This is a genomic window from Streptomyces sp. NPDC032161 (genome assembly GCF_040636995.1).
Lineage (GTDB): Bacteria > Actinomycetota > Actinomycetes > Streptomycetales > Streptomycetaceae > Streptomyces.
Map to the genome: position 1 here is coordinate 50,596 of NZ_JBEZVN010000018.1, position 26,208 is coordinate 76,803.

Consider the following 26,208-nt stretch of genomic DNA (forward strand, 5'->3'; position numbering starts at 1 on the left):
GCCGCGCCCATGGTCTCCACCGCACAAGCACCGCCGGGCGGTGCCGTCCGGTCACGGGTCGGCACCGCCCGGCGGGTGTCCTCCGTCGCCGTCGCGCTCGCCGTGCTCCTGCTCGCCGTGTTCGCGAGCCTCATGTTCGGCAGCCGGACCACCTCGTTCGACGAGGTGCTGCACGTCCTGTCCGGCACCGCCGGCCCGGACGTCACCGCCGTCGTCGAGAGCCGTTGGCCGAGGACCGCACTCGGCGTGCTCACCGGCCTCTGCCTGGCCGTCGCCGGCACGCTCATGCAGGGCGTGACCCGCAATCCGCTGGCCGACCCCGGTCTTCTCGGGATCAACGCGGGCGCCTCCGCGAGCATCGTGACCGCGACGGCCTTCCTCGGCGCCTCGGGGATCGCGGACACCATGTGGTGGGCGCTGCCCGGTGCGCTGCTCGCGGGCCTGCTGGTCCACGCCATCGGCTCGGTGGGCTCGGGCGGCGGACCGGTGCGGCTCGTTCTCGCCGGCGCGGTGCTCTCCGCCGTGCTGATGGCCTACATCCAGGCGATCACGCTGAGCCGGCCGCAGGTCTTCGACAGCTACCGGTACTGGGTCGTCGGGGCGCTCGGCGGCCGGGACTTCGACGTCCTCCGGTCGGTGATGCCGTTCGCCGCGGCCGGTCTGCTGCTCGCGGCCCTGGCGGGTCCCGCCCTCAACACGCTCGCGCTCGGTGACTCGACGGCGGCGTCCCTGGGGGCGAATCCGGCCCTGGTGCGGGCGGGCGGGCTGCTGTCGGCGACACTGCTGAGCGCGGCGGCGACGGCGGCGGTCGGCCCGATCGCCTTCGTCGGACTGGCCGTCCCCCATGTGGTGCGGGCCGTCGTCGGTGTCGACTTCCGTGCCCGGATCGTCCTCTCGGCCCTGGCCGGTCCCGCGCTGCTGCTTCTCGCAGACGTCGTGGGCCGCGTGGTGATGCGCCCGCAGGAGCTGATGGTCGGTGTCGTGACGGCGTTCCTCGGGGCGCCCGCGCTGCTCGTCGCCGTGCGCAGGACGAGGGGCGGCGCGGGATGAGCGGACTTCGCACGACATCGCGTCGGCCCGCCGCGCGCGCCGTGTCGCCGCGGCTGCTGCTCGGAGCCGGCCGGAACGTGGCGCTGCCCGTCCGGCGGGTCTCGCTGCTGGCGGCCCTGGTCCTGTTCGTCCTGCTCGTGGTGGCAGCCGTGGCCACGCTGTCGCTGGGACGGCTCGGCATTCCGCTCGCCGATCTCGCCGGGGCGGTGACGGGCGGGGCCGAGGGGAAGAACGCCTTCGTCCTGGAACGGCTCCGCGGACCGCGGCTGACGGTCGCCGTGGGAACGGGCGCGGCGCTCGGTCTGTCCGGGGCGCTGTTCCAGTCCGTCACCCGCAATCCGCTCGGCAGCCCCGACGTGATCGGCCTGGCCTCGGGCGCCGGGGCGGGTGCCGCGATCGCCGCCCTGCTCTTCCCGGACTCCGTCCCGGCGGGGCTCGGCGCGCTGCTCGGCGCCGTGCTCGCCATGGCGCTGGTCCATGTGTCGACCGGCACCGGATTCCGCGATCCCGCCCGGCTCGTCATCGCGGGGATCGGGGTGGCCGCGATCGGTACGGCGATCACCCAGTACGTCGTCTACGCCATGGAGCGGGACCGCGCCGCCGTCCTGACCGCCTACGTCAACGGCAGTCTGTCGGCGCGTTCGTGGGGCGACGCCACCACGATCTGGCTCGTGCTGCTGGTGGTCGCCCCGTTCATCGCCCTGGTGTCCCGACGGCTGGACATCGGGGAGATGGGCGACGACATCGCGGGCACGCTCGGCTCGGGGCCCCGCGGCACGAAGACGGCCGGAGTGGTGCTGGCGATCGTGCTCTCGGCAGGGGCCGTCGCCGTCGCCGGGCCGATCGCCTTCATCTCGCTGACGGCTCCTCAGATCGCCAAGCGGCTCACCCGGGTCTCCGGCCCGCATCTGATGCTGTCGGCACTGACCGGTGCGCTGCTGCTGGTCCTCGCGGATCTCTGCGCCCAGCAGCTGCCGCTGTTCGACAACCTGCCGGTGGGCATCTACACAATGGCCATCGGGGGCCTGTACCTGGGCCGACTGCTGGTACGGGAGTGGCGCCGCGGCGTTCTGTGAGAGGTGGGACCGAGAGAGCAGGGCGGGGCACGTCCCCGGGTGGCGGCACCGGCCGTCCCCGGTGGCGCCACCCCGCCCCGGTCCATGCCGCCGCCCGGCCCGGCTCCGCGCCTCGGCTCGATCCCTCTTGAACGTGTTCAAGAGGGATCGTAGAGTCACGCCGAGCAGGCTTGAACACGTTCAAATCTGCTGGTCCGGATCCGTACCCCACGAAGGCAGGCCGCATGAGCACGCTCACCTACCCCGAGGTCGGCGCCACCCGCCTCGGTCCGCTCCCCCACGGGTACCACCACCTCCACCACCGAGCCCGCGTCGGTCGCGGCCGGGCCGATTTCGAGGCGGCGGGCGCGGCGGTCACCGGCTGGGGCATGCACCGCCGCAGCGGGGCCCGGATCAGCGCCTCGGCCGCCCGCGCCGAGCCGGAGGCCGGTGTCCGGGTGTCCCTGGGCGTCGGCCCGTTCCGGTTCACCGCACCCTGCCGGATCGTCTGGACGGCGTACGAGCGCGAGCGCGTCGGTTTCGGCTACGGAACGGAGGCCGGGCACCCGGAGTGCGGCGAGGAGTGCTTCGTGGTGGACCTGGCGGACGACGGATCGGTGTGGTTCACCGTCATGGCGTTCAGCCGCCCTGCCGCGTGGTACAGCCGCCTCGCCGGACCACTGGTGCCGGTCGTCCAGCGGTGGTACGCCCGTCGGCTCGGCATCGCGCTGGGCCGTCTCGTCGCCGAGGGCCGGGACGCGCGGGGCTGAGGGGTCGGGACGGGTCCGCCCGGGAGGACGGTACGGGCGGTCCGAGCGGACGGGGCGCGCCGGGCTGAAGGGCCGGGGCGCCCCGCCGGGCCGATACTGGAGGTGATGCAGTGGTTCACCGCGGACGGGTACTGGCTCAGCCGGCTGATCTTCCAGCGGGCCCTGGCCGGGGTCTACCTGTTCGCCTTCCTCGCCGCCGCGCTCCAGTTCCGGGCGCTGATCGGTGAACGCGGCATGCTGCCCGTGCCGGACTTCCTCCGGCGCACGGACTGGCGCGACGCGCCCGGTCTGTTCCGGCTCCACTATTCCGACCGCTTCTTCGCGTGCGTCGCCTGGACGGGCTGCGCCCTCGCCGTCGCCCTGCTCGCGGGCGCGGACTCGTACGTCCCGCTCTGGGCCGCGACGGCGCTCTGGGCGCTGCCGTGGGCGCTGTACCTGTCGATCGTCCAGGTCGGCCAGACCTGGTACGGCTTCGGCTGGGAGTCGCTGCTGCTGGAGACCGGCTTCCTCGCCGTGTTCCTCGGCAACGCGCACACGGCTCCGCCGGTACTGGTGCTGTGGCTGCTGCGCTGGGTGCTGTTCCGGGTGGAGTTCGGCGCCGGGCTGATCAAGATCCGGGGCGACGAGTGCTGGCGCAGGCTGACGTGCCTGTACTACCACCATGAGACGCAGCCGATGCCGGGGCCGCTGAGCTGGTTCTTCCACCGGTTGCCGAAGCCGGTGCACCGGATCGAGGTGGCGGCGAACCATGTGACCCAACTCCTCGTGCCGGTGTTCCTCTTCACTCCGCAGCCGGTGGCGAGCGTCGCCGCGGGTCTGATGATCGTCACCCAGCTGTGGCTGGTGGTCTCGGGGAACTTCGCCTGGCTGAACTGGCTGACGATCACGCTGGCCCTGCCCGCCGTCGACTGGTCCCTGTTCGCCGAGCCGCCGACGCAGTCCGCGCCAGCGCTCTGGTACGAGATCGTCGTCATCGCCGTCACCGCGCTGGTGCTGTTCCTGAGCTACCGCCCGGCGCGCAATCTGGTCTCCCGGCGCCAGGTGATGAACCGCTCGTTCGACCCGCTGCATCTGGTCAACACCTACGGCGCGTTCGGCAGCATCAGCCGGGTACGGCTGGAGGTCGTGGTCGAGGGCACGGACGAGGAGGTGCTCGACGAGGGCACGGTCTGGCGGGAGTACGGGTTCAGCGGCAAGCCGGGCGACCCGCGCCGGCTGCCCCGGCAGTTCGCCCCGTACCACCTGCGGCTCGACTGGCTGATGTGGTTCGCGGCGCTCTCCCCCGCCTACGCGGGCCCCTGGTTCGGCCCGTTCGTGGAGCGGCTGCTGGAGAACGACCGGGACACCCTGCGGCTGCTGCACCACAACCCGTTCCCGGACGCCCCGCCCACCCATGTCCGCGCCCGGCTGTACCGCTACCGGTACACGACCTGGCGCGAGCTGCGGGCCACCGGGCGGTGGTGGCACCGGACCTTCGTACGGGACTTCATGCCGCCCGTCGCGCTCGCGCCCTCCCTGCGCGGCCGGACCGGGGGGTTCCGGCCGGACGGGCGGCTCTGAGGGGGCCCGGGGCACGCGCCGGGGCTCCGGGTCCGTCCCCGCGTTCGGAGGTCGGCCCCGGAGCCCCGGCGCGGAGCGGTCAGTCGATGCCGGGCAGGATGTGCGGCTCGGCGAGGTCGTCCTCGTAGCCGGCCAGTCTGATCGGCGCGGACCTGGCCCAGACCTCGATGTTCCGGAGCCTCTCGGGCCGCCGCGCCCGCTCTCCGTACCGTTCGGCCGGTGGCTTCTCTTGCTTCGTCAGCTCTGGTGTCGTCACCGCGCACTCCTTCGTGTCGCGTAACCCGGGGCGCCGCCGACTTCCCGGCCTCATTCCGGGAGTCGACCACCCGTGAGGGGCAGGGAAAAGATCGTTCGGTCGCGGTGGCGCCGTATGCGGGGCGGGACGGCGACTCGGTTGACGAGCCTGTCCCTGGACGGTCGGGGAGGATTTGTGAACTCCCCGATGACGTCCGTTCGCATCAGAGTAACCAAATGAGCATGATCCCGCTCGATGGAACGTGTGCCATAGGTCACTTTTGGCCACTCCATACGGCAAAAACCCGGCCAGAAGGATGCTCCCGGCCGGGTCCGTGGCCCCGAGCGCCCGCCGATCACCGGACGACGGGCGTGATCGCTCCCCGGCGGCTACCAGTTGGCGGGCGCGTAGTCCTTGAGGAAGCAGCCGTACAGGTCCTCGCCCGCCTCGCCGCGCACGATCGGGTCGTAGACGCGGGCGGCGCCGTCGACCAGGTCGAGCGGGGCGTGGAAGCCCTCCTCCGCGAGGCGGATCTTGTCGGGGTGCGGACGCTCGTCGGTGATCCAGCCGGTGTCGACGGCGGTCATCAGGATGCCGTCCCTCTGGAACATCTCCTGGGCGCTGGTGCGGGTGAGCATGTTCAGCGCGGCCTTGGCCATGTTGGTGTGCGGGTGGCCCGCTCCCTTGTAGCCGCGGCTGAAGACGCCCTCCATGGCGGAGACGTTGACCACGTAGGCGCGCTTGGCCGCGGTCGCCGCCATGGCCGGGCGGAGCCGGCTGATGAGGATGAACGGAGCAGTGGAGTTGCAGAGCTGGACCTCCAGCAGCTCGATCGGTTCGACCTCGTCGACCGTCTGGATCCAGCTGTTGGTGTCGTGCAGGTCGGGCACCAGACCGCCCGCGTCGATCGCCCGGCCCGCGGCGATCCGCTCCAGCGAGGCGGATCCGCTGACCAGGGCGAGCTCGGTGACGTCCTGCGCGGTCAGACCCTCCTGGCGGGCGGCCGGGAGGGCCGCCACGCGGTCGACGGAACCGCTGCCGAAGGCACCGATGACCTCGGCGGCGGGCAGCTCGCCCGCGGGGAGCGGGGCCGACTCCGCGCCGATCAGTTCGCTGTACGCGTTGGCCGAACGGCGTACGGTCTGCGCCGCGTTGTTGATCAGGATGTCCAGCGGGCCCTCGGCGGCGACGGAGTCGGCGAGCGCGACGACCTGGGCGGGGTCGCGCAGGTCTATGCCCACGATCTTCAGCCGGTGGATCCACTCGTCGCTGTCCGGCATCGCCTTGAAGCGGCGGATGGCGTCGTTGGGGAAGCGGGTGGTGATGGTGGTGTGCGCGCCGTCGCGCAGCAGCCGGAGCGCGATGTACATGCCGATCTTCGCGCGGCCGCCGGTGAGGAGCGCGCGACGCCCGGTCAGGTCGGTGCGCGCGTCGCGGCGCGCCCGGTTCTCGCTGGCGCACGGCTGGCACAGCTGGTGGTAGAACGCGTCGACCTCCACGTACCGGGTCTTGCAGATGTAGCAGGACCGCGGGCGCTGAAGGATGCCGGCGATCTCGGACGCCGTGGAGGACGACGGCAGGACGCCGTTGGTCTCGTCGTCGATCCGGTCGGCCGAACCGGTCGCGGTCGCCTCGGTGACGGCCTTGTCGTGGGCGGTCTTCGCGGCGCGGCGCTCCTGACGGCGGCGCTGCTTGACGGTCCGGTAGATCCCGGCCGTGGCACGGCGTACGGCGATGGCGTCGGGGTGGTCGATCTCGATGCCGTCGAGTTCTTCCAGCACGCTCAGGCAGACGGCCAGCCGCTCCGGATCGATGCCGGGACCGAACTCCTCCGCACCGGAAACGAGCTCCGGACCGTCCTCTGTCACCGTCACTGCCATTCCTCTGTCACTCGTCGCTCGTGGCGGAGACCGCCGCACCTGCTCCTGCCGGGCAGAACGCCCCGGTCAAGTCTGCCATGCACCGGATGCTGCTCCGTTCGCGTGACCCGCGCGCGTGGGCCGGGGCGCGGCGGCCGACCGCGCCGTCCCCCGCGGCCCGCCCGTCCGGCGTCCCGCTCCCCCGGCCCCGGTACCGTGCGGGCCCCGTGGCGCGTTGCGTCCCGATCCCGCTCCGCCTCCCTCCGAGGCCCCGTTCCGTCCGGGTGCGCGCCCGTTCCATCGCAGAGCCCTCCCTGCTCCGCCCCCATGATTCCGGCATGGACGGGTCACATATGCTTCCCTCCGGTGCGGCCGGGGCCACGCTCGGTGACCAGGGCCGCGAAAGCCGTACGCCCGTCACGCCGTCGAGGAGTTCCACGCCGTCGGGGAGGACGCCGGGCCCGCGGACGCGGGCGGCGGCTCCCCGGAGTGAGACCGTTCGTCGCGGGTAGGCGAACGTCGAGAAGCCGACACCGAACACCCCTGCGTCGCCCTGGCTGGAGCACATGAACGAACAGGTCACCGCACGGCCGGCCGACCGTCCCCGCCCGGACCGTCCCGCCGACCACGACCCCACCGAGGTTCTGCACAGCGCCGAGGTGTTCGACGGCGAGCCGGGCTGCATCGCGCGGGCCCGTGCCCTGGCCGACCGCTTCCTGGCCCGGCTGGCCGCCGAGTGGCTCGCGGTGTTCGGCGAGCGCACCCGCGGCGATCTGATGCTGGCCGTGAGCGAACTGGTCACCAACGCGGACCGCTACACGCAGGGACCGTATCTGCTGGAGCTGGAGGGAACGGCGGAGCGCGTCAGCGTCACGGTGTACGACAGCAGCACGGCGCTCCCCTTGTTCTTCTCGCCCGATCCAACCCGCCCCGGAGGCCATGGCATGGAGATCGTCGTGGCGCTGTGCGACCGGCTGACCGCCGAGCGCGTGCCGGTGGGCAAGCGCATCCGCGCCGAGTTCGAGCTGAGCAGCTGAGCTGTGGGGCGGGCGGGACGCCGCCCGCCCCACGACCACGCCCCGGCCGGGTCGGCCCCGGTCCGTCCCACACGTGTCAGGCCCTGTCAGGCACACCGGTCGCGCCGAACGCGTCGGGCGTGTCAGGTATGTCAGCCCTTGTCAGGCGTGTCAGGTGCGATTGAAGACGCAGTCACCGCACAGCCCTCCGGCCGGGCAGCGGTAGTAGAGGCAGCAACTGCGGCGCCGGAACGCCGTGTCGTGCGGAGCGCCGGTGTTCCGCAGATCCGGGTGGTCGAAGAGCTCGGCGGTCAGTGCGCGGGCCCTCGCGGCCACATCGGGGCGGTGGTTCGTGCGCGCCCAGTCGACGAGCTGGCCGAGCGCACCCGCCAGGGCCGATCCCGCGTTGCCCCACAACAGCCGGTCCGCCAGCGGGCCGTCCCGGTGGATCGCCTCGGCCAGCGGCACCAGATGACCGTACTGGACCACCTCCCGTATCCGCTCGGCGGTACCGGGCAGCGTTTCGGCGGTGCTCAGCCACAGGTCGTCGGGGCGGCTCGCCCGGGGGTCCCAGCGCAGGGCGTCGGGCGACAGATCGGGGAAGCGGCCGGTCAGCGCCGCCGGGCCGAGCGCGATCGACCAGAGCCGCGCCGCGAGCCCCAACTGCGCGATGGAGGCGGCGACTCTGCGCTCGTGCGTCCGGTGCCGCGCCGCGACCAGGTCGATGCGGGAGGACAGCGGTGCCGTCCCGCCCGCGTACAGCAGTGCCAGCGGCCGGTGCGCGCCCTCCGGCGGCGCGGTGGCGCGCAGGGCGAAGAACCCGCCCAACGAGGCCGCGGCCGACTCGTCCGTCACGCCGTTCTCCCCCACTTCTCCGTCGCCGCCGGTGGCGCCGTACGGCCCGCGTCGACCATGACCGCGTTCACCGTACCTCTCGGGACCGACGCCCCGGGGTCCCGCGCGGGGCGGACCGGCGACGCGAGAGGGACGCCGGTCCGTGCGCCGTACAACCGAGGCAGTACACGTGATCGCCGACTCAGGTACGACGACGCGGCGGCTTCGAGACGACAGGGTGGTGCACATGAGTTCCCTCGCGCTGTCCGTGCTCCTTTCGCTGATCTCGGCGGTCGCCTACGCGGCCGGGGCGATCCTCCAGGAGCACGTGGCCGCGGCCGGGGACGGCCGACCGCTCGCGCTCGCGTGCGATCGCGTCTGGTGGGGCGCCGTGACGCTGAACGGGACGGGAGCGGTGCTCCACGTGGTGGCGCTGGCGTACGGTCCGCTCAGCCTCGTCCAGCCGCTCGGGGCGCTCACCATCGTCTTCGCCCTGCCGATGGCTGCGGTGTTCGTACGCCGTCGGCCGGGCGCGGCGGCCCGGCGCGGGGCGGTCCTGGCGACCGTCGGACTGGCGGGTCTGCTCGCCCTCACCGGGGACGGTGGGGCGCACACGCTGGACGGACCGGACCGTCTGGGGCTCGTGATGGTGACGCTCGGAGCGCTCGCGGCGCTCCTCCTCGTCTCCGGGGCGGTGCCCCGGCCGGTGACGCGCGGTGTGGTCCTCGCGGTCGGCGCGGGCATCGCGTTCGGCATGGCGTCGGTGTTCACGAAGGAGGTGGCGGTGCGGTGGGGTTCGGGCGCGGTGGCGGCCGGCGTGCCGTCGCTGGCGGCGATCGCGGCCCTCGCCGGGGCGGGGCTGCTGCTGTCCCAGACCGCGTACCGGGGAGCCGGGCTGACCGCGCCGCTGGCCACGGTGACGGTGGTGAACCCGGTGACGGCCGCGCTGGTCGGCATCACCATGTTCGACGAGCGGTTCCTGCACGGCACGACGGGCATCGTGCTCGCGTCCGCCTGCGGCGCGATCGCCGCGGGCGGGATCGCTCTGCTCACGGTGCAGCGGCCGGGCACGGAGGGTCCGGCGGCGGCGCGGGGAGGGCGCGGACGCCCGGCCCGGAACCGCCGGACGCGGGACCGTCAGACGCTGGCCCCGCCCGCCCTGAGGTAGGCCAGCGGGTCCACGTCCGATCCGTAGCCGGGGCCGGTGCGGATCTCGAAGTGCAGGTGCGGCCCGGTGACGTTGCCGGTCGAACCCGAGCGCGCGATCCGCTGCCCCGCCGAGACGTGCCGCCCCTCCCGTACGTGGAGTGCGGACAGATGCGCGTACTGGCTGTACTTGCCGTCGGCGTGCCGGATGACGATCTGGTACCCGTACGCACCCGCCCAGCCGGCCGAGACGACGGTGCCGGAGCCGATCGCCTTCACCGATGTGCCGGTCGGGACGGGGAAGTCGACACCCGTGTGGAAGCCGCTGGCCCAGGCACCGGCCCGGTGGTACGGCGTGCCGATGCCCGCCGCCACGGGCGCGACGAGGCCCTGGCGCGTCTCGGACCGCGCCGGGTGGCGGGCCTCGGTGCCCCTCGAAGGCGTCTTCGGCCTCGCTTTCGGTTTCGCGGCCGGGTGCGGGGTCTTCGCCGTCTCGTGCCGCTCCACGGCCTGGCGCCGGGGCTCGGTGGCGCGACTCTGGGCCGCCGCGGCACGGTCCTGCGGATCCGTGGCCCGCCGGTGCGGCGAGACGGCGGCCCCGTCCTGCGACTTCGCCGCCTGGACCTGGGACTTCGCGGGCCGGGCGTCGGGCTTCGCGGCCCCGTCATGGGGCCTGGCCTCCTGGCGCTGCGGCTCCGTCCTCGTGTGCGACTCGGTCGACGGCTTCGTCTCCGCCTTCTTCGCTCGCGCCGTCGGTGCCGGGCTCGCGGCGGAGCCCGTCCTCGGTGCCCGGGCCGTATCGAGGTTCAGACGCTGTCCGGGGAAGATGAGATCCGGATCGTCGCCCACCCCCTCACGGTTCGCCGCGTAGAGACGCTGCCAGCCGCCCGCCAGTCGCTCGCTCTGCGCGATCGCGGAGAGCGAATCGCCTCGGGCCACGGTGTACGCCTCGTGCTTGCCGGGCACGGTGGTCGGCGTCACGGGGGCGGAGGACCGCTTCGCCGCGGTCTTCTTCTCCGGCGACTGCCCGGAGGGCCGCTCATCGCCGCTCCGGGCATGGCTGATGCGCTCCGACTGCGGGGCGATGTCGGGAGACTTCCCGCCCTTGGCCAGCCCGGCCTGCGTCGAGCAGCGCGGCCAGGCGCCGGGCCCCTGTCCTTCGAGCACCTTCTCTGCGACGGCGATCTGCTCTTTCCTGGTGGCCAGGTCCGCCCGCGGGGCGTAGACCGTGCCGCCGTAGGCCGCCCAGGTCGACCGGGAGAACTGCAGACCGCCGAAGTAGCCGTTGCCGCTGTTGATGTGCCAGTCGCCGGTGGACTCGCAGGCGGCGACCTTCTCCCAGACGTCCGGCGACGCGGCGCCCGCCTGGGCGGCCGCGATGAGCGGTAGCGCCAGGCCGGCACCACCGGCGGTGACGGTGAGCGAGGCACGGTTCAGCCGGCTGGGCCGATATCTGCGGTGCCGTCCGTTCGCGGCCATGATGTGGCTCCCCCACTGGCAGTAGGACACGTCGCAAGCGCCAACTTATGTGCACACAAAGCAAGATGACAAGAGCACCCGGAACGACCCGATCGTCACGGCGGGTTGGCCGCGCCACCGGTCGGCCGGACCCCGTGCCCGCGTCCCCCTCGCCCCTCGTACCCGATGCGGGAGCGCGAGGGCCGACGGCTGCGTCCGGCATCCGATTCGGATCCAACAGCTGCTGTCCGAACGTGAGTTGTTTAGCCGACGGCACGCCTCGTCAGGACACGTCGGCCTCCCGGCAGACCTCCGGCTCCGGCTCCGGCCCCGGGGCCGGCCACGTGTGCCACCGCTTCGACATCGCCGCGGCACATCGTGAACCACCGGTCGCCGGGACGGCCGCTCGTCCTCGCCCGGTCAGGCGAGCAGCGTCTCCCTCAGCCGGGTGGCGAAGGCATCGGGTTCCTCGACGGAGCCGACATGACCCCCGGGGAATTCCACGGGCCCACCGCCGATCCTGCCCGCCAGCCGGACGCCCGGAATGGCCGTCAGCAGGTCGCGGGAGTCCCGTCCCACGCCTACGACCAGCTTCTCCGCGCCGCGCCCGAGGGCTTCCGGATCCGGCACGTAGCCGCTGAACGAACACAGCACGTGCTCCAGGAACACGGGCAGATTGGCCCGCATCCGCCGGAACGCCCCGGCCTCCCTCGGGGAGGGAACAACCTCGGCCCCCTTCGGGGAAGAGGCCGAAGCCGTCTCACCGCTCCCGCCCTGGGCCGGACGGTCCGGCGCCTGCCCCATGAGCCCCGCGGCCATGGTGGCCATCGCCGCTTCCACGCCGTCCGCGCGGAAGGACTCGCGTACGGCGGCGAACAGTTCGCGCCCCACTTCCGGATCGGGCAGGAGCTCCACCAGCGGCGGCTCGTGGGCGACCACCCGGCTCAGCCGTTCCGGATGACGCGAGAGCAGGTCGAGGGCGACGACGGCGCTCGAACTGGTGCCGAAGACCGCCACAGGACCGCCCTCCGGCGCGAGCAGTTCGATCAGCCGGTACGCGTCGTCGCTGTGTACCCGCACCCGCTGTTCGGCGCCCCCGTCGTCGAGGACGCTGCGCGAGTAGCCGCGCGGGTCGAAGGCGGCGACGGTCCACCGGTCGGCCAGTCGGGCCGCAAGCCGGTCGTAGATCCCCGCGTCGGCGCTCCCGCCGGGCAACATGAGCAACAGCGGCCCCTGCCCGCGCACTTCGTAGTGCAGCGTCGCCCCCGGCACCCGCAGCAGTCCGGTGCGATCGGGCAGCGCAGGGCCGGATGCCCCGCGCTCGGGCGGGGCGGCACCGGACGCGGTGCGCCGCGTCGTACGGCTCGTGCGGTCAGTCATCGCGTTCCTCCTCGCTCACTGCGGACGACCAGTGCTCCAGCAGGAAGTGCAGCGCCGCGACGGCCCGGTCCCAGGACGTGCGCACGTCGCGGGGCGCGCCGAACCCCCCGTTCGCCTCCAGGGCGCAGTAGCCGTGCAGGGTGCCGCGCAACAGCCGTACCGCGTCCGTGAGATCGGGCTCGGTCAGTCCGTAGGCGCGCAGCATCGCGCCGATGGTCTCGACCGTCCGCCGGTACGCCGAGGTCCGGACCGCCACGGCCGGGTCGATCCGCATCTGCGTCGCCTCGTACCGCCCGGGCCGCTCCAGCGCGAAGGACCGGTAGGCGTCGGCGAACGCGATCAGGGCGTCCTTGCCCGCCCTGCCCGCGACCGCGGCGTTGATGCGGTCGATGAACTCCCCCGCGGCGAACAGGGCCACCCGGGTCCGCAGGTCGTGGAGGTTTCGCACATGGGAGTACAGGCTGGCGTCCTTCACCCCGAAACCTCGGGCCAGCGCGGAGATCGTGACCTGGTCGAAGCCGACGGAGTCCGCCAGATCCGCCGCCGCCTCCACCACACGTTCGGTCGTGAGACCCGCGCGCACCATCCGCCACCCCCACCGGAGCACCATGCAGTCCATGCATGCGTACCTAGACCCTCTAGGAAGGCGCCTAATATACATAGGAAACACCGGACGGCCCACACAGAACAGGCCCTCCCGCCACTCCGCGTCCATACTGAAGAACCCGGTTCGCGACCACCGAAGAACCCGGTTCCCGACACGGATTGCGGAGCACACACTGATGAGCGGTACCGCACAGATCGGCGTCACGGGGCTGGCGGTCATGGGCCGCAACCTCGCTCGCAACTTCGCCCGCAACGGCTTCCAGGTCGCCGTGCACAACCGGACGACGTCGAAGACGGACGCCCTGGTCGAGGAGTTCGGGAACGAGGGTTCCTTCGTGGCCGCGCGCACGCCGCAGGAGTTCGTCGCGGCGCTGGAACGTCCGCGCCGGGTGTTCATCATGGTGAAGGCGGGCGATCCGACGGACGCCGTCATCCAGGAGTTCGCCCCGCTCCTCGAGGAGGGCGACGTCATCATCGACGGCGGCAACGCGCACTTCGAGGACACCCGCCGCCGGGAGAGGCAACTGCGCGGGCGGGGCATCCATTTCGTGGGTGTGGGCATCTCCGGCGGAGAGGAGGGCGCGCTGCACGGGCCGAGCATCATGCCCGGCGGTTCCGCTCGGTCCTACGAGTCGCTGGGGCCGATGCTGGAGAGGATCGCCGCCAAGGCGAAGGACGGCACACCGTGCACCACCCACATCGGCCCGGACGGCGCCGGGCACTTCGTGAAGATGGTCCACAACGGCATCGAGTACGCCGACATGCAGCTGATCGCGGAGGCGTACGACCTGCTGCGCCAGGTGGCCGGTTACTCCCCGGAGCGGATCGCCGAGACCTTCCGCCGCTGGAACACCGGCCGTCTGGACTCCTATCTGATCGAGATCACGGCGGAGGTCCTCGCCCATACCGACGCGGTCACCGGGAAGCCGTTCGTCGACATCGTGCAGGACCGGGCGGAACAGAAGGGCACCGGCCGCTGGACGGTGCAGATCGCGCTCGACCTCGGGGTCCCCGTCTCCGGTATCGCGGAAGCCGTCTTCGCCCGCTCCCTGTCGGGGCACACGGATCTGCGCGAGGCGGCGAAGGACCTGAGCGGGCCGTCCGCCGCACCGCTCGACGAGGCCGCGGCCGCAGCCTTCGCCGACCGCGTGGAACAGGCGCTGTACGCGTCCAAGATCGTCTCGTACACGCAGGGCTTCCACCAGATCGGGGTGGGCAGCGAGACCTACGACTGGGACATCGATCTCGGTGCGGTGGCGGGCATCTGGCGGGCCGGGTGCATCATCCGGGCCGCGTTCCTGGACCGGATCCGGGCGGCGTACGACGCCCGCCCCGAGCTGCTGGGCCTGCTCTCCGACGCGAGGTTCGCCCAGGAGATCGGCGCGGCGCAGGACGACTGGCGCGTGGTCGTCGCAGAGGCGGCCCGGCAGGGCGTGCCGACCCCGGGGTTCGCCGCCGCGCTCGCGTACTACGACGGGCTGCGCGCGGACCGGCTGCCCGCCGCGCTGACGCAGGGACAGCGCGACTTCTTCGGCGCGCACACGTACCGGCGCGCGGACCGCCCGGGCTCGTTCCACACGCTCTGGGGCGGGGACCGTTCGGAGGTCGAAGCAGGCTGACCGGGATGCCCCGCGGCGGATCCGCGCAACAGCCCGGTGGCGCCGCATCACGGCGGGACCTGCGGGCGGCGGAGCAGGGGCACGGCGGGACCCGCGGACGCGGCGCGCCCGGACCGGCGCCACTCGTCCGGGCGCTCCCGGGATGCGGAGGTGGCGAAGGTGTGGGTAAGTGGCAGCGGGCGTCTCCGCGCATACGCCCTCGAAGCCGTGCGTGTGCACGTCCGCGCACCCGAAGCCGCGCCCACCGCCCCTCCTGGAGCCCCCGCATGCCCGACGCCCCACCGGAATCCGAACCCGTCGCCGCCCAGCCCGTGATCGCGCCGCTGACCAGCGCCGCGCTGATCCTGGTCGCCACGGTCGAACCCGGTGGTGAGGGCGCCGTGCGCGAGGTGCTGCCGGACCTGCCGGCGATCGCCCGCTCCATCGGGTTCCGGTTCCCGGACGCCGGTCTGGCCTCCGTCACCGGTTTCGGTTCCGATGTGTGGGACCGGCTGTTCGCGGGGCCGCGCCCCGCCGGTCTGCATCCGTTCCGGGAACTGCGCGGCACCCGGCACCATGCCCCGTCCACCCCCGGGGATCTGCTGTTCCACGTCCGGGCCGAGCGCATGGACGTGTGCTACGAATGGGCGGCCCGGCTGCTCGACCGGCTCGGCACCGCGGTTCGCGTGGTGGACGAGACGCAGGGGTTCCGCTACTTCGACCACCGGGATCTGCTCGGTTTCGTCGACGGCACCGAGAACCCCGTCGGCGCGGACGCCCGGTCGGCGGCCCTGGTCGGCGCCGAGGATCCCGACTTCGCCGGCGGGAGTTACGTCGTCGTGCAGAAGTACGTGCACGACCTCGCGGCCTGGAACGGACTGAGCACCGAGGAACAGGAACACGTCATCGGCCGTACCAAGTTCACCGATGTCGAGCTCCCCGACGACGTCAAGCCCGCCGACTCCCATGTCGCCCTCAACACGATCACCGATCCGGACGGCACCGCCCGCGAGATCCTCCGCGCCAACATGCCGTTCGGCAGCTTCGGGCAGGGCGAGTTCGGCACGTACTTCATCGGTTACGCCGCCGACCCGGACGTGACCGAGCGGATGCTCCGCAACATGTTCCTGGGCGATCCGCCCGGTACGCACGACCGCATCCTCGACTTCTCGACGGCGGTCACCGGCACGCTGTTCTACGCCCCCGGCGCCGGGTTCTTCGCCGACCCACCGCCGTCGCCCGACGCGGCCGCGGCGGGGAACCCGTCCGAGCCGGTGCCCGTGCCGGCGCAGGACCCGGCCGCGATCCGGCCGGACGACGGATCGCTGCACATCGGCAGCCTGCACGAAAGCGCCCAGTGATGAACAATCTCCACCGCGAACTCGCCCCCGTGACCGAAGCCGCCTGGGCCCAGATCGAGGAAGAGGCCCGGCGCACCTTCGGGCGCCATGTGGCGGGACGTCGCGTCGTCGACGTCACCGCACCGGCCGGGCCAGAGCTGGCGGCCGTCGGCGACGGTCATCTGCGCGACATCGACCCGCCGACGCCCGATGTGATCGCGCGGGCCCGTACCTCGATGCCCGTGATCGAGTGGCGGGTGCCCTTCACCGTGACCCGGGCCGCCGTGGACGACGTCGAGCGCGGTTCCGACGACAGCGACTGGCAGCCCGTCAAGGACGGGGCCCGCACCTGCGCGTTCGCCGAGGACATGACGATCATCGACGGATACGCGTCGGCGGGCGTCACCGGACTCCGGGACGGCTCGTCGCACCCGCCGCTGGCCCTGCCGGCCGATGCGCGCGACTATCCGGCCACCGTGAGCCAGGCACTGACCCAGCTGCGCCTGGCCGGTGTCGACGGGCCGTACCGGCTGCTGCTCGGCGCCGACGCCTTCACCGAGGCGACGGAGACGTCCGACCACGGGTACCCGGTGGCCACCCATCTGGCCCGGCTGCTCGACGACCAGATCCTGTGGGCGCCCGCCGTCAAGGGCGGTGTCCTGCTGTCGACCCGGGGCGGCGACTTCGAACTGCGCCTGGGCCAGGACCTGTCGATCGGCTACCAGGACCACGACGCGAACGGCATCCACCTCTACTTCCACCAGTCGTTCGTGTTCCGGATGCTCACTCCGGAGGCCGTGGTCCCGATCATCGCCTGACGGACGTCCCGCGACCGCGTCGCCCGGGGCGGCCGGGCCGAGGGCACCGGCCGGCCGACGGGCCCCCGCGCGAGCGGGCCGAGCACCGGCACACGACGGGCGCGCACCGGCCGGACGGGCCGGTGCGCGCCCACCGCGCCGCGTCCGGCGGTGATCAGCCGGGCGGGTGCGGCGACGGCTCCGGCTCCGGCACGGGCTCGGGGTTCGGAGCGGGCGGCTGCGGGATGGGGTCGGGTGCCGGACCGGGCGGTACGGGCCCGGGCGGTACCGGTGGTGGCTGCGGCATCGGCGGCGGCTCGGGCATCGGCCCGGGGGTGGGCGCCGGTGGCACGGGGTCGGGGTACGGGTTGGTCATCGCGGGTCTCCGAGCGCTTCGTGGTGGATCTCCTTCCACCGTCCCCCGGAGCGGCCACCCGCGCCCGGTGAGCCCATGCGTACGGGTTCCGAATGATCCGTCCGGGGCGACGGCTGCCGCGGCTCCGCCGCCGCCCGGACACCGACGGATCAGCGCGCGACGGACGCCGCCGCGGCCAGGCCGGATCGAGGGCTGGACAGCACCGGGACCGGGGTGTTCACGCGTTCGGCGGCGTCGGCCATGGAAGCCTGTGCCAGCACGATCGCATCGGCGTCCGTCACCGCGTCGGCCGCTGCCGCGACGAGGTCCAGGAAGCCGTCACGGTCACCGGCCGCGAAGCGCTCCCAGGCCCCCTCCACCAGGACGGGACGCACGTCGACGGACCGCTCCCCCGCCTCCTCGGCGAGCAGCGCGAGGGTCGGCGCCAGCGTGGCGGCCAGCGCGGCGAGCACCACCACCCGCTCGTGCCGTACGGCGGCCGCCGCCATCGGCCGGTCGACCCGCAGCACCGGGACGCCGACCTCCGCCGCCGTCGACTCCGCCACCCCGCCGATCGTCGAACAGGTGCAGAGCACGGCCGTGGCGCCCGCTCCGACGGCGTCCGCGAGCCGTTCCCGTATCTCGGCCGACACCGCGCCGGGCCCGCGGTCCCCGGCCCGGCGCAGCAGGTCCTCGTCCACGAGATGCCGCAGGACGAGTCCGGGGTGGTCCGCGTCGCGGAGCGCGTCGAAGACCGGGACGTGGACCGGGGAGGTGTGCAGAAGCGCGAGCGTCACCGGCCGAACGGTACGGCCCGCGGGAGCGGGGCGGCAACCGTCACGGGCCGGTGACCGACGGCCTGCGCTACAGCTCGGGGTGCGACTTGAGCTGCTCCTTCGCCCGCTCCACGAGTTCGGCCGGGGGCACGGGCGCCAGATCGGGGTGGCGCAGCGCCCACTTCGCCGCGTACGGGCAGAGCGGGACGACGGGAACCCCTTCCCTGTCGGCCATGGCGTAGAACTCCCGGACGAGGGCGCCCGCGATGCCCCTGCCCTCGTGGCCGGGCTCGACGACGGTGTGCACGGCGACGAGCGCGGCGGGCTCGCCCTCCATCACGAAGTACGCGATGACTCCGGCGGCCTCGCCGTTCTCGTACGCGAGCAGGTTGCCGCCCGCGCGGTCGTCACGGATCTCGATGTCGACCTCGGTCCGGCCGGTCTCTTCTGCCACGGTGGGTGCTCCTCGTCGGTGGGACGGTTACGACCGGCGCCCCGCGGGAACGGCGTACGGACTCCGCTCGGTGGCGGCGTCCGGTACGGGCTCGGAGGCGTCGGCACCGAGCCCGACGATACGGTTGTCCGCGTCCACGTGCACGACGCGGGGTGTCAGCGTACGCGCCTCGACCTCGTCGACCTGCGCGTAGCTGATGAGAATGACCAGGTCGCCCGGGTGCACGAGATGCGCGGCGGCACCGTTGACGCCGATGACACCGGAACCGCGCTCGCCCTCGATGACGTACGTCTCCAGCCGGGCGCCGTTGTCGATGTCGACGATGTGCACCAACTCGCCGGGCAGCAGGTCGGCCGCCTCCATCAGGTCGGCGTCGACGGTGACGGACCCGACGTAGTGGAGGTCGGCGTGGGTCACGGTGGCCCGGTGGATCTTGGACTTGAACAGAGTACGCAGCATTTTGGACTCCTGGAATACGGCTCCCTGCCAGCTTTCTGCAGGTCAGGGGCGTTCTTCACCTTACACTGGCACGCGTCGGACTCGAAGGTCGGATGCCGACTTGCCTGACGGCACATCAGGAATGCGAGGGGCGCAGGACGAGCCACTTCCCGGGACGACCCTCAGCACTCCAGTGCGGTTTCACCGTCCATCCGGCAGGTTCGTCGGCGGAGCGTCGTCGGTAGTGGCTGTGTCGGGCTGATGCCTGGCGGCGTCTGCGCCAGGTGGACCAGTGCAGGACCCCCGGCCGCGGTCAGGGCCGGTGGGCCGAGGACCACGGCGAGCAGATGGCGTGTCTCCGGGACGGCCGACGGGATCGGATCGCGGCTGCTCTCTGCCGCTGCCCGGCGGTGGCGGGCAGGCGGCCGGCGACGGCGACCGCACGGACGGGGTGCGACCGTGGTTGATCCGCACTCCGGTCGAGCAGGCCACGGCGAGAACGCAGCCGGTCCCGCGTGCCCCCAGGGCGGCATGGAGCCATGGGTCCTGCCCATAGGCTTCGTCGCCTGTCACCCACGGCGCCTCCACCCCGGCATCCAGCGCGGCGGCGATCGTCTCCCGGGCCGGACGGGGCACGGTCGCGAACCGCACCGTCTCGGGTGTCCCGGCTCCTGGCGGCGCTCGGGATCGGTGCACCAGGAGTGCTCGGGCAGGCCGAGCCGGCCGTCGATGCGTGAAATCCGCTCGTACAAGTCGGGCAACTCCCACCTTCGAGTGATACGAGGTTACGAGCCTTGCCGCTCAAATCCGCCTGTGGGTCACTGAAATGGTGAACGGGCGGGCTGCCCACCCCAGCCGAGGAAGTTGAGAACAGACAGCGTTTGCCGGTTCTTCTCCGTGCCCGAGAAGAAGTTCCGGCAGCCGGGGCCCGGGCCGCGACCTTATGCGCCCGCTTCCCCGGACTCTCGGCAATGCCAACAACTGCGCGCTACCACACGGCGTCACTTGACGTCGTCGACAACCGACCTTTCCCGCGGAAGCCGAACGCTTGGGCTGGGCGCGTGCCACCGGTCCCCGTATGTTCCATCGGAGAACAAGGAGCGTTGTACATGCCTCTTTCCCAACCAGGGCTCCACCGGCGGCGGAACCCTGGTGACCATCACGGGAACGAACCTGCCCCCACGACCAAGGTGACATTCGACAGCGAACCGACCACCGAAATCACCCGGATATCCCCGACCCAGGTCACGGCGGTCTCCCCCTCGGGCACCGGCACGGCCGGAGTACCGCCACCGCCCCACACCCCGGCGCAACTCCTCCCGGACCGGGAACGGACCACTCGCGTGCAGCACGGCGAGACGCACGCGCAGCTCATCGCCGTCCCGCCGGGCAGGATCCTGGACGAGGAGTGAACCGGGGCCACTGCTGGGCCAATGCGACCGAGTTCGAGTGGCAGCCCGCCGGTGGACAGCTAAGACTGAGGCAGCGGTTCGGGATCCGGACAGCAGACCCCGACCTCGTGATTCCCGGACCACTCGCTCCAGCCATCGAAAAGCGCGAGTACGGAGCGCCCACCGCAATGGCGACGGCGCTCGAAAGTTCCTCAAGGAGCTCGCATGGAGGAGAAATCCCTCGATGTCCTGACGCCCGGGCCTGATGAATCCGCAATCGATACGAGCAGGTTCACCAGTCCGGAGACCGACATCGAGAAGGACCTCGCCGAGGTACTGGCCGACGTCATGTGCGTCGAACGGGTGTCGGTCGACAGTCATTTCTTCGACGATCTCGGCGCCAACTCATTGGTGATGGCTCATTTCTGCGCACGGGTCAGGAAGCGAGCCGACCTTCCCTCGGCATCGATGAAGGACATCTACCGGCACCCGACGATCCGCAGTCTGGCGACGGGGCTCGCGAACCACGCCCCCGTCGAGCCGTCGGCGCCGACGCCGTCCGAGGTGGTGACCCCGGTCGGCACGGTGCGGTACGCCCTCTGCGGAACCCTGCAGTTCCTGCTCTTCCTGGGATACTCCTTCCTCGCCGGACTGGTTGCCAGCCGAGGCTATACATGGGTCTCCGCCGGGTCGGGCGTGATCGACATCTACCTGCGATCGCTCGTCTTCGGAGGCATCGGCTTCGTCGGTCTGTGCACCTTCCCCATCGCGGCCAAGTGGCTCCTGATCGGCCGGTGGACATCACGAGAGTTCCCGGTCTGGAGTCTGACCTATCTGCGCTTCTGGACCGTCAAAGTGCTGATCCACGCCAACCCGATGATCCTCTTCGTCGGCAATCCCTTGTACGTGCTGTATCTGCGGGCGCTGGGCGCACGGATCGGCGAAGGGGTCACGATCCTCTCCCGCAGCGTTCCGGTATGCACCGACCTGCTCACGGTCGGCGCCGGCACGGTGATCCGCAAAGACTCGTTCTTCCTCTGCTACCGGGCACACGCCGGGCGCATCCAGACTGGCCGGGTCACGCTCGGCCGGGACGTGTTCATCGGCGAGAAGACCGTGCTCGACATCGACACGTCGATGGGCGACGGGGCCCAACTCGGCCACACGTCCACGCTGTACAGCGGCCAGGCGGTCCCGGACGGTCAGCGCTGGCACGGGTCCCCGGCACAGCTCACGCAGCACGACTACCTGAGGATCGGGCCGGCCCGATGCGGCACGCTGCGCCGGGCCGGCTTCGGCCTCGTCACCGTGCTTCAGCTGCTCCTCCTCTACGTACCGCTGTCCGTCGGGGGCGCGTACATGCTGGTGACCCTGGTCCCGGCGCTGCACAACCGGCTGGTCCCGGGCACGGCGGAGCTCACGTCGCTGGACCTCTACGTCGACGCGCTGGTCCTCTCCCTGCTGCTGTTCTTCGGCTTCGTCGTCGTGGGCCTGGCCGTGATCTTCACCCTTCCGCGCCTGCTCAACCTGGTCGTCAAGCCGGACAGGACCTATCCGCTGTACGGGTTTCACTACTCGGTGCACCGGGCGATCGGGCGCATGACCAACATCAAGTTCTTCACATGGCTGTTGGGTGACAGCTCCTACATCGTCCACTACTTGCGCGGCATCGGATACGACTTGTCCCGGGTCGAGCAGACGGGGTCGAACTTCGGCACGGAAGTGCAACACGAGACCCCGTTCCTGTGCTCGTTCGGGAGCGGGACGATGGTCGCCGACGGGCTCTCCGTCGTCAACGCCGACTATTCGAGCACGTCCTTCCGGGTGTCCCGGGCCTCGATCGGGTCACACAACTTCCTCGGGAACAACATCGCCTATCCCTCGGGGGCCAGGACAGGTGAGAACTGTCTCCTCGCGACGAAGGTGATGGTTCCGCTCGAAGGCGAGGTGCGCGAGGGGGTGGGCCTGCTCGGCTCGCCGTGCTTCGAGATTCCCCGGTCGGTCGAGCGCGATTCCCGGTTCGACCATCTGCGCACCGGCGACGAGTTGAGCCGCAACCTCGCTGCGAAGAACCACTACAACATCCGCTCGATGCTCTTCTTCCTGCTCGTGCGGTGGCTGCACTTCTTCGTGCTCACGATGCTCGGCCTGGCGAGCGCCGAGCTGTACGACTCCTACGGGAATGTGCTGATCGGCGCTTTCCTGGTGCTCAGCCTCGGGTTCACCGCTGTCTACTTCGTACTGGTGGAGCGCGCTGTCGCGGCATTCCGCGCGCTGCAGCCGCAGGTGTGCTCCATCTACGACCCGTACTTCTGGTGGCACGAGCGCCTCTGGAAGGTGCCCGACACCTACCTCGACATCTTCAACGGCACCCCTTTCAAGAACGTGATCTGGCGGATGCTGGGGGTTCGGATCGGCAGCAGGGTCTTCGACGACGGCTGCTATGTGACGGAGCGGACGCTCACCACCATCGGGAACGACTGCACGCTCAATGCGGGAAGCAAGATCCAGTGCCACTCGCAGGAGGACGGCACCTTCAAATCCGATCGCAGCACCCTCGACGCCGGTTGCACCATCGGCGTGGGAGCCCATGTCCACTACGGCGTGACGATGGGCGCCGGCGCGGTGCTCGCGCCCGACTCCTTCCTGATGAAGGGCGAGGAGGTCCCGCAGCACGCGCGCTGGGGAGGGAACCCCGCCACGGAGATGCGAGACGCCCCTGATCGGCCCGAGGCGCTGACGCGGACGGGATAGCGGCTCCGCCCTTGTCGGCGCTGAACAGCACGGTGGCGAAGGCGAATGGAGAGGGACGACCAGATGGGAATGCAAGCGCAGGCCGACCGGGAGTTCTGGCGCGATGTGCTCGTCGCCGGTGGATCCACCGAAATCCCGCGGTGGACGCTCGATCCGGTGAAGGGCGTCGGCGAACACGAGGCGCCGGTCCCGGACGACGTCGTCGCGGCGTTGGGCCGGCTGGCCGAGGACCTGGCGGTACCGCTCGACTCGGTGCTGCTGGCAGCGCACTCCAAGGTGCTCGCCGCGCTGTCCGGCGAGCACGAGGTCGCAACCGGATACGTCACCGCGGAGGGCGGCCGACCGCTGCTCTGCCGCCTGACGACCGAGCCCGGCTCGTGGCGGACGCTGCTGCTGGACGCTCATCGAGTCGCGTCGGACCTGCTGTCGCACAAGGACTACCCGGTCGATGATCTCAGGTGCGAACTGGGCCTGGCAGAGCCGTCGATCGATGCTGTGTTCGATCCGCACGGCGTGGGCGGCGAAGTCGCCGGCAACACCGTGCTGTGGGTGGGATTTTCGCAGCGCGGCGGCCACCTTGCGCTACGGCTGCGCCATCGGACCGACGCGCTCGACGAGGACTGCGTCGTCCGGATCGCCGGATACCACCTCACCGCACTCGCGCTGATCGCCGCCGATCCGGACGCCGAGCACGGGCGACAGAACCTGCTCTCCGCCGAGGAACTCCGTCTCCAGCTCGAATCACTCGCCGGTCCACGCCGGGAACTGCCGGACCACCGGTTCCACGAACTGTTCGAGCAGCGGGTGGCGGCACACCCGGACGCCGTCGCCGCGGTGCATGGGGAGCAGCAACTGACGTATCGAGAACTCAACGCGCGCGCCAACCGGGTGGGACGGGCCCTGCTGGCTCGGGGGCTGCGCCCCGAGGGTGTCGTCGCGGTGGTGACCGAGCGCAACCTGGACTGGATGGCCGCAGTCCTCGCCGTCTTCAAGGCCGGCGGCGTGTATCTGCCCATCGAACCGCATTTCCCGGCCGACCGTCTCGCGACCATGCTCTCCCGTGCCGCATGCGGTCTCGTGCTGACCGAACCCGGCAGCACCTCCACGCTCGACCAGGCCCTCGACTCGCTGTCCGGGGTCCGGAAGCTCTTCGTCGGCGCAGCCTACGAGGAAGACCACGCCGACGACGATCTGGGCCTCCACATCGCGCCGGACCAGCTCGCCTACATCTACTTCACCTCCGGCTCCACGGGCGAGCCCAAGGGCGCGATGTGCGAGCACGCGGGCATGCTGAACCACCTCTACGCCAAGATCGACGACCTGGAGATCGGCGAGGGACAGGTGGTCGCCCAGACCGCACCCCAATGCTTCGACATCTCGCTGTGGCAGCTGGTGTCCGGGCTCCTGGTCGGGGGACGGACCCTACTGGTGGAGCAGGAGGTGATCCTGAACGTCCAGCGGTTCGTCGACAAGATCGTCGACGGCCGGGTCGCCGTCCTCCAGGTCGTCCCCTCCTACCTGGACGTGGTCGTGTCCTGGCTGAAGCAGCACCCCCGCGAGCTGCCGGACCTGCGGTGCGTGTCGGTCACGGGCGAGGCGCTGAAGAAGGAGCTCGTGCAGCGCTGGTTCGCCGCCCAGCCCGGGATCAAGCTGGTCAACGCCTACGGGCTGACCGAGACCTCGGACGACACCAACCACGAGGTCATGGACCGCGTGCCCGACGGGGACCGGGTCCTGCTGGGCCCCGCGGTCAACAACGTGCACGTCTACGTCGTCGACGAGCACCTGAACCCGGTGCCGCTCGGAGCCCCCGGCCTGATCGTCTTCTCCGGCGTCTGCGTCGGCCGCGGATACGTCAACGACCCCGAGCGCACCCGGCAGGCCTACCTGACCGATCCGCACCGTGAGGGCGCCCGTCTCTACCGGGGCGGCGACTACGGCCGCTGGACGCCCGAGGGAAAGCTGGAGTTCCTCGGGCGCCGCGACACCCAGGTGAAGATCCGTGGCTTCCGGATCGAGATCGGCGAGATCGAGAACACCCTGCTGCAGGTACCCGGTGTTCGCGACGGTGCGGTCGTGGTCGCCGAGCGGGCCGACGGGAGCAAGCACCTCGTGGCGTTCTACTCCGGTCGGCAGCCGATCGAGGCCGACGTACTGCTGGGCCGGCTCGGTGAGTCGCTGCCCGCGTACATGGTCCCGTCGGCCTTTCACTGGCGGAAGACTCTGCCGCTGACGGCCAACAGCAAAATCGACAGAAGGACCCTGCAGACACTCGCCGGAGAACTCGACGTCGTCCGGGACGACTACCGCGCGCCGGATACGCCGACCGAACAGCGGTTGGCGGCCGCATGGGCGAAGGTCCTCGGCATCCCGCAGGACCAGGTCGGACGGCGGGACCACTTCTTCGACCGGGGCGGCACGTCGCTGTCGGCAGTGAGGCTGGCCGTCGTCCTGGACCGTGCGGTGTCCCTCAAGGATGTCACCGGTCACCCGGTCCTCGCCGATCTGGCCGGGCTGATCGACGGCAGGTCCGCACGGAGTGCCGGGCTGCTTCAGCCGCTGTCGGAATCGGACGGTGCGCAGACCGCGGCCCTGGTGTGCTTCCCCTACGCCGGCGGCAACGCGGTGAACTTCCAGCCGATGGCCGGAGCGCTGCCGGACGGTGGACCGGCGGTCTACGCCGTCGAGCTGCCCGGTCACGACATGACCGCCGGGAGCGAGCCGCTCGCGCCGATGACGCAGGTGGTCGAGCAGGTCGTCGACGAGATCACCGGGCGTGGCCTGACCAGGGTCCTGCTGTGGGGCCACTCCTCGGGCACCGCGCCGGCCGTGGAGACGGCCAGAAGGCTGCTGGAGCGCGGGGTGGACGTCCAACGGGTGTTCCTCGGCGCGCAACTGCTCGGCGACGCCGACGACCGGCGCGCCACCATCACCGAGCTGGCCGGACGGAGCGACGCCGAGATCGCCGCGAGCCTGAGCACGCACGGCGGTCACACCTCGCTCGGTGAGCTGGGTGCGCAGCACGCCGAGCACGTCGGCGCCGCCTACCGGCACGACTGCGTGTCCGCACACCACTACTTCGCCGATGCCCTGGAGCGCCCGCCGGCTCAGAAGCTCTCCGCGCCGGTCACCGTGGTCGTCGCCGCGGACGACCCGAGCACGGCGGAGTACCCGCGCCGGTACCTCGACTGGCAGCTCCTGGCCGAGCAGGTCGACCTGCACGAACTCGCCGACGGCGGCCACTACTTCCTGCGTACCCGTCCGGTCGAGGCGGCAAAGGCCGTACTGCACTCCGCCGAATTGTTCGCTTCTTCCTGAGTGTCAGCTGAAAGGAAA

At 71.6% G+C, this 26,208-nt stretch carries 22 protein-coding genes and 1 pseudogene; 13 read left to right on the top strand and 10 right to left on the bottom strand.

What is annotated here, in order from left to right; all coding sequences use genetic code 11:
- The first annotated feature begins 9 nt into the window (after window positions 1-9).
- The 4 genes from AB0E67_RS25195 to AB0E67_RS25210 all read left to right on the top strand — a co-directional run bounded on the left by AB0E67_RS25195 (window position 10) and on the right by AB0E67_RS25210 (window position 4,435).
- Window positions 10-1,050 carry an iron chelate uptake ABC transporter family permease subunit gene (locus AB0E67_RS25195; protein WP_362030747.1) on the top strand — a complete coding sequence of 347 codons (1,041 nt, stop codon included), beginning with the start codon at window positions 10-12 and terminating at the stop codon, window positions 1,048-1,050.
- Window positions 1,047-2,126, top strand: coding sequence for an iron chelate uptake ABC transporter family permease subunit (locus AB0E67_RS25200; protein ID WP_362030749.1), 1,080 nt, complete (start codon window positions 1,047-1,049; stop codon window positions 2,124-2,126). The genes AB0E67_RS25195 and AB0E67_RS25200 overlap by 4 nt, the downstream gene beginning before the upstream one ends.
- Window positions 2,127-2,350: 224 nt before the next feature.
- Window positions 2,351-2,875, top strand: coding sequence for a DUF1990 domain-containing protein (locus tag AB0E67_RS25205; protein WP_362030751.1), 525 nt, complete (start codon window positions 2,351-2,353; stop codon window positions 2,873-2,875).
- A gap of 105 nt (window positions 2,876-2,980) precedes the next feature.
- Entirely contained in the window at window positions 2,981-4,435 is a 1,455-nt protein-coding gene (locus AB0E67_RS25210) for a lipase maturation factor family protein (RefSeq protein ID WP_362030753.1), read from the top strand.
- Window positions 4,436-4,514: 79 nt separating this feature from the next.
- Here AB0E67_RS25210 and AB0E67_RS25215 read toward each other — a convergent pair whose 3' ends face one another.
- Together AB0E67_RS25215 and AB0E67_RS25220 are read right to left on the bottom strand one after the other, a co-directional pair.
- On the bottom strand, window positions 4,515-4,691 hold the full coding sequence (locus AB0E67_RS25215) for a hypothetical protein (RefSeq protein WP_362030755.1): 177 nt from the start codon (window positions 4,689-4,691) through the stop codon (window positions 4,515-4,517).
- Window positions 4,692-5,059: 368 nt separating this feature from the next.
- Window positions 5,060-6,544, bottom strand: coding sequence for an SDR family NAD(P)-dependent oxidoreductase (locus AB0E67_RS25220; RefSeq protein ID WP_362030757.1), 1,485 nt, complete (start codon window positions 6,542-6,544; stop codon window positions 5,060-5,062).
- A 551-nt stretch (window positions 6,545-7,095) separates the two neighbouring features.
- Between AB0E67_RS25220 and AB0E67_RS25225 the strand changes: the two genes are divergently transcribed.
- A complete protein-coding gene (locus tag AB0E67_RS25225) occupies window positions 7,096-7,566 on the top strand; it encodes an ATP-binding protein (protein WP_362030758.1) in 471 nt (156 codons plus the stop codon).
- 150 nt (window positions 7,567-7,716) lie between these two features.
- Here AB0E67_RS25225 and AB0E67_RS25230 read toward each other — a convergent pair whose 3' ends face one another.
- Window positions 7,717-8,400 carry a (2Fe-2S)-binding protein gene (locus AB0E67_RS25230; RefSeq protein ID WP_362030760.1) on the bottom strand — a complete coding sequence of 228 codons (684 nt, stop codon included), beginning with the start codon at window positions 8,398-8,400 and terminating at the stop codon, window positions 7,717-7,719.
- Between the two features lie 226 nt (window positions 8,401-8,626).
- On the opposite strand from AB0E67_RS25230, the pseudogene AB0E67_RS25235 reads away from it, so the two are divergent.
- Window positions 8,627-9,454, top strand: a pseudogene (locus AB0E67_RS25235) (DMT family transporter); the annotation flags it as partial.
- Between the two features lie 62 nt (window positions 9,455-9,516).
- Here the strand turns inward: AB0E67_RS25235 and AB0E67_RS25240 are convergent.
- From AB0E67_RS25240 to AB0E67_RS25250, 3 genes are all read right to left on the bottom strand, one after another.
- Complete coding sequence (locus tag AB0E67_RS25240) at window positions 9,517-11,004, bottom strand: transglycosylase family protein (protein ID WP_362030762.1); 1,488 nt, start codon at window positions 11,002-11,004, stop codon at window positions 9,517-9,519.
- Between the two features lie 399 nt (window positions 11,005-11,403).
- On the bottom strand, window positions 11,404-12,363 hold the full coding sequence (locus AB0E67_RS25245) for an alpha/beta hydrolase (protein ID WP_362030764.1): 960 nt from the start codon (window positions 12,361-12,363) through the stop codon (window positions 11,404-11,406).
- The gene (locus AB0E67_RS25250; RefSeq protein WP_362030822.1) at window positions 12,356-12,949 is read right to left on the bottom strand and encodes a WHG domain-containing protein; all 594 of its coding nucleotides are present in this window, start codon (window positions 12,947-12,949) and stop codon (window positions 12,356-12,358) included. The genes AB0E67_RS25245 and AB0E67_RS25250 overlap by 8 nt, the downstream gene beginning before the upstream one ends.
- A 196-nt stretch (window positions 12,950-13,145) precedes the next feature.
- Here AB0E67_RS25250 and gndA point away from each other — a divergent pair, with 196 nt between their 5' ends.
- The 3 genes from gndA to AB0E67_RS25265 all read left to right on the top strand — a co-directional run bounded on the left by gndA (window position 13,146) and on the right by AB0E67_RS25265 (window position 16,725).
- The gene (gndA, locus tag AB0E67_RS25255; RefSeq protein WP_362030766.1) at window positions 13,146-14,588 is read left to right on the top strand and encodes an NADP-dependent phosphogluconate dehydrogenase; all 1,443 of its coding nucleotides are present in this window, start codon (window positions 13,146-13,148) and stop codon (window positions 14,586-14,588) included.
- Between the two features lie 266 nt (window positions 14,589-14,854).
- Window positions 14,855-15,928, top strand: a complete 1,074-nt coding sequence (locus tag AB0E67_RS25260) for a Dyp-type peroxidase (RefSeq protein WP_362030768.1) — start codon at window positions 14,855-14,857, stop codon at window positions 15,926-15,928.
- Window positions 15,928-16,725: a family 1 encapsulin nanocompartment shell protein gene (locus AB0E67_RS25265; RefSeq protein WP_362030770.1), complete on the top strand. Its 798-nt coding sequence runs from the start codon at window positions 15,928-15,930 to the stop codon at window positions 16,723-16,725. Before AB0E67_RS25260 ends, AB0E67_RS25265 begins: the two co-directional genes overlap by 1 nt.
- A 504-nt stretch (window positions 16,726-17,229) precedes the next feature.
- Here AB0E67_RS25265 and AB0E67_RS25270 read toward each other — a convergent pair.
- The 4 genes from AB0E67_RS25270 to AB0E67_RS25285 all read right to left on the bottom strand — a co-directional run bounded on the left by AB0E67_RS25270 (window position 17,230) and on the right by AB0E67_RS25285 (window position 19,495).
- Window positions 17,230-17,856 carry an aspartate/glutamate racemase family protein gene (locus AB0E67_RS25270; protein ID WP_362030772.1) on the bottom strand — a complete coding sequence of 209 codons (627 nt, stop codon included), beginning with the start codon at window positions 17,854-17,856 and terminating at the stop codon, window positions 17,230-17,232.
- 67 nt (window positions 17,857-17,923) lie between these two features.
- Window positions 17,924-18,289: a GNAT family N-acetyltransferase gene (locus AB0E67_RS25275; protein WP_362030774.1), complete on the bottom strand. Its 366-nt coding sequence runs from the start codon at window positions 18,287-18,289 to the stop codon at window positions 17,924-17,926.
- Between the two features lie 27 nt (window positions 18,290-18,316).
- Window positions 18,317-18,748 (bottom strand): aspartate 1-decarboxylase, encoded by a 432-nt coding sequence (gene panD, locus AB0E67_RS25280; RefSeq protein WP_362030776.1) that lies wholly within the window; start codon window positions 18,746-18,748, stop codon window positions 18,317-18,319.
- Window positions 18,749-18,928: 180 nt separating this feature from the next.
- Window positions 18,929-19,495: a transposase gene (locus tag AB0E67_RS25285; RefSeq protein WP_362030778.1), complete on the bottom strand. Its 567-nt coding sequence runs from the start codon at window positions 19,493-19,495 to the stop codon at window positions 18,929-18,931.
- A 129-nt stretch (window positions 19,496-19,624) separates the two neighbouring features.
- On the opposite strand from AB0E67_RS25285, the gene AB0E67_RS25290 reads away from it, so the two are divergent.
- From AB0E67_RS25290 to AB0E67_RS25305, 4 genes are all read left to right on the top strand, one after another.
- Window positions 19,625-19,921 carry an IPT/TIG domain-containing protein gene (locus tag AB0E67_RS25290; RefSeq protein WP_362030779.1) on the top strand — a complete coding sequence of 99 codons (297 nt, stop codon included), beginning with the start codon at window positions 19,625-19,627 and terminating at the stop codon, window positions 19,919-19,921.
- Window positions 19,918-20,139, top strand: coding sequence for a hypothetical protein (locus AB0E67_RS25295; RefSeq protein ID WP_362030781.1), 222 nt, complete (start codon window positions 19,918-19,920; stop codon window positions 20,137-20,139). Before AB0E67_RS25290 ends, AB0E67_RS25295 begins: the two co-directional genes overlap by 4 nt.
- A 204-nt stretch (window positions 20,140-20,343) precedes the next feature.
- Window positions 20,344-22,872, top strand: coding sequence for a Pls/PosA family non-ribosomal peptide synthetase (locus tag AB0E67_RS25300; RefSeq protein WP_362030783.1), 2,529 nt, complete (start codon window positions 20,344-20,346; stop codon window positions 22,870-22,872).
- A gap of 63 nt (window positions 22,873-22,935) precedes the next feature.
- Window positions 22,936-26,190, top strand: coding sequence for an amino acid adenylation domain-containing protein (locus AB0E67_RS25305; protein WP_362030784.1), 3,255 nt, complete (start codon window positions 22,936-22,938; stop codon window positions 26,188-26,190).
- The last annotated feature ends 18 nt before the right edge of the window (window positions 26,191-26,208 follow it).